Origin of the sequence: Cylindrospermopsis sp. CR12, assembly GCF_001432185.1 — a bacterium.
Lineage (GTDB): Bacteria > Cyanobacteriota > Cyanobacteriia > Cyanobacteriales > Nostocaceae > Raphidiopsis > Raphidiopsis raciborskii.
The window spans coordinates 1-3,050 of sequence record NZ_LMVE01000050.1 but is presented as its reverse complement, the minus strand read 5'-3'; the positions used below and the strand labels follow the sequence as shown (position 1 = coordinate 3,050).

At 40.8% G+C, this 3,050-nt stretch carries 4 protein-coding genes and 1 pseudogene; 3 read left to right on the top strand and 2 right to left on the bottom strand.

Annotation, left to right across the window (positions count from 1 at the left end; all coding sequences use genetic code 11):
* The 3 genes and pseudogenes from ASL19_RS07350 to ASL19_RS07340 all read left to right on the top strand — a co-directional run.
* Window positions 1–247: transposase family protein (locus ASL19_RS07350; protein ID WP_057177840.1), on the top strand; the 247-nt coding region annotated here is incomplete at its 5' end.
* 200 nt (window positions 248–447) lie between these two features.
* Window positions 448–633: pseudogene (locus ASL19_RS18535) on the top strand (ATP-binding protein); the annotation flags it as partial.
* Window positions 634–759: 126 nt separating this feature from the next.
* Window positions 760–1,764, top strand: a complete 1,005-nt coding sequence (locus tag ASL19_RS07340) for a hypothetical protein (protein WP_231922706.1) — start codon at window positions 760–762, stop codon at window positions 1,762–1,764.
* 46 nt (window positions 1,765–1,810) lie between these two features.
* On the opposite strand, the gene ASL19_RS07335 is transcribed toward ASL19_RS07340, so the two are convergent.
* Together ASL19_RS07335 and ASL19_RS07330 are read right to left on the bottom strand one after the other, a co-directional pair.
* Complete coding sequence (locus ASL19_RS07335; RefSeq protein ID WP_369814501.1) at window positions 1,811–2,335, bottom strand: DUF6544 family protein; 525 nt, start codon at window positions 2,333–2,335, stop codon at window positions 1,811–1,813.
* A partial coding sequence (locus tag ASL19_RS07330; protein WP_057177836.1) for a tyrosine-type recombinase/integrase occupies window positions 2,227–3,050 on the bottom strand: 824 nt, incomplete at its 5' end. The genes ASL19_RS07335 and ASL19_RS07330, both read right to left, overlap by 109 nt.

Genomic DNA, 3,050 nt, shown 5'->3' with positions numbered 1-3,050 from the left:
CATGGGTTGGAGAAAGAATTTGGTCCATTTACCACACAAGAAACCGAAAGGTAAGGAGTTAACACAGCAGCAAAAGGAGGAGAATCGAGAACTCAGTCGTCAGCGAGTTGTGTGTGAGCACGCTCACTCTGGAATTAAGAGATATAACTGTGTACATTCTGTATATAGGAATCGTGTGACCGATTTTGATGATCAATTGATGTTGGTCAGTGCAGGGCTATGGAACTTCTATTTAGATGCAGCATAAATTCAATCGGGATGGGGGAAGTTCTGTCATCCGGAAATATGCTTTTATTTCCCAACAGCTCTATTGATGAAATTGACTCATTGCAAAATCAAACGTTGATTTCGGTGTTGCGACAGTTACGGGATGGTTTTCCCCATTCCCTGGGTTTAATTGGTATGCGGGATGTGCGGGATTATAAGGTTAAATCCAGTGGAAGTGAAAGAAAGTCCGACCCCCTAACCAAGGGTTTAACCCAACTGGATAAATATCTGGATGGTTTAGGATTACATACTGGTTGGTTAGTGATTTTCGATCGCCGTCCTGGATTACCACCCATGGGAGAGAGAATTAGTACGGAGGAGGTTATTAGTCCTAGTGGGCGCACTATTACCGTTATTCGTAGTTAGGGCGATCGCCTGTAGTTGAGGGAGTAAAAATACGAGCATCCAATAATACTTAAATACGAAGTTTGTACTTATTTAAAAAAAAGCTGGTCACTCAAAAAAATAGACCTTAAAATTAAGGAAAAAATTTTGACAAACTATCCTATGTGGTTTGAAGCACTAACTGGTTTTCAAGAGATGTCTCCAGATCAAGTTCGTGGCAACCTATCGGTTGATGGAACGCGATTAAAGTCTCATGTGAACGAGAGAGAATACACCTGTGGTTGGTTAGAGGTTCCATCCTTAAAGGAATTGAGGAATCGGATTCGCTCCACCATAAATCCATCTGGATCCATATCAGTTCGTGACATTATTGCCAATGTCCAAGAGATCCATATAGATAGATCCAATGCAGGTGCTTTATTTCAAGTAGCATCACAATTTAATTTGCTAGAAATGATCTCCCCCAATGTTAGTCCAGAACAAGGTATCGCCCGCTACGAGTATGATCCAACTCAGGGTCCAGCCTGTGCTATTGCAGCAGGTGCTGGAACAATTTACCGAAATTACTTTGTAAATGTCAATGGGAAAATTGGTCAAACGGCTGAAAATCAAATAGATTGTCTTGCAGATCTCGGAGAAAAGTTAGGTAATTTAGATAACCGACTCTGGGTAATGCAGAATGGGTATGCACTAGTTTCTGAATATGGACTGATGGAGATAAACAGTATCATAAACTCCAGTAATGAAGTAGAACTTGATGAACTGAGGAATCTATTACGTATAGGTATTCAGTGGCATACAGAAGTGACAATAGGCCCATCAAATCATTCTGTTACTCAAGTATATTGTTCAGCTTTACCAGTGTCCTATTCTCCACATCCACCAGAAAAGTGGGCAACCTTTGCCAGATTCATCTTAGAAGCTTCCTATGAAGCGGTTCTGTGTGCAGGTCTACTCAATGCTAAAGAGACTGGAAATAATAAGATCTATCTAACTCTGCTGGGAGGAGGAGCCTTCGGAAATAAAATGGAGTGGATTATCCAAGCTATTCGCCGCTCCCTAGTTCTTTATAGACACTATAACTTGGAGGTCTATATTGTCAGCTATAGACAACTTAATCATCAGGTTAAAAACCTCATTTACCAGTTTTAAAACGCAGTGGGGGAGATTTGGCAATTAATTCCCCTTTGCTTAACCTTTAGGGGCTTTGCCCTGTGTTTGCAGGAAAGTTGACCGCCTTGAGCTGGGCCCTAAAGAAGGGAAAATAGGTATCAGTACCGAACTGGTTACCAGCTTCCACTCGGAATGGAATGGTAAAACCCTGCACCTCACGGAAGTCAGACAGATAACCGCCAAAAGGCTGATACCCGTAAATTTTCTCCGGGTTGGCATTGTTCCATCGCATGAACTGAACAACTACAGGTTGACCGCTGGCATTGACATACACATCCACGGATTGAGATAATGCACCGCGACTGACTGTTACGCGAGCAGAATTCCCATCGATCATATCCCAGACAACACCAGAACCTGGTAGCAAGGCTGCAGGTGTCCAAAACACCGCTTCAGCTACATAGCGTCCAAAAGCTGCTCGTCTATGGTTTGTATCTCCACCTAGTCGTGCCACCGGCACGAAACCAAAAATTCTAAAGCGTGTCCAACTGCTGGAGTCTGACCCGAAATCAGATCCCGAAACCCAATTTGGCAGGCGAAGTTGCCACACAAAGCCCGTCGGTGCAGCCAGGATCTGGCGTGCTTAATATCCCAAACAGCTTTTTGTGTAAGATTTTTACCACCCTTGCGAGATTTAAATACAGGAGACTCATTAGTAGTTTTATGCGACTTTAAAGATGTCCATAGTAAAGGAGGAATGATTAAAGTGCGTTGTTTGTTACCTTTACCAGTAATATGAACATAAGCAGTAGAACCATTATCTTTAATATCTGCCCAGAGAAGTATAGTTAATTCACTAACTCTAAGTCCACAAAAGAATAATAGCTGTAAGATAAGTCGATTACGTGTATTAGTTTCTAATGTAATCATAGCATCTACTTCTGCTCGAGTTAAAATTCTTTCACGTAAAGCAGAGACAGGCTTAGGAGATTTAACACGATGGGTGATATTAGTAGGAAGTACACTCTCATCCCTAAGAAAAGTAAAGAAGGATTTTATTATATTGGTGTAAGTGTTAATAGTATTAATAGTTTTACCGGATTGATAGAGATATTCCTGGTAATCTCTAAAATGAGAAGCAGTAGAATTAGCTATATGGATATCATCTAAATAAGATATGTAACTACGAATTACCCTATTATAGCTTCTTTTAGAGTGTGTAGATTTACCATATAACCATTGATTAATAGCATTAGTAATAGAATCTTCTTTGGTAATTGTAGTAGAGGGGTTAGACAAGACAGAGATGGTAGACAATAGAAAAA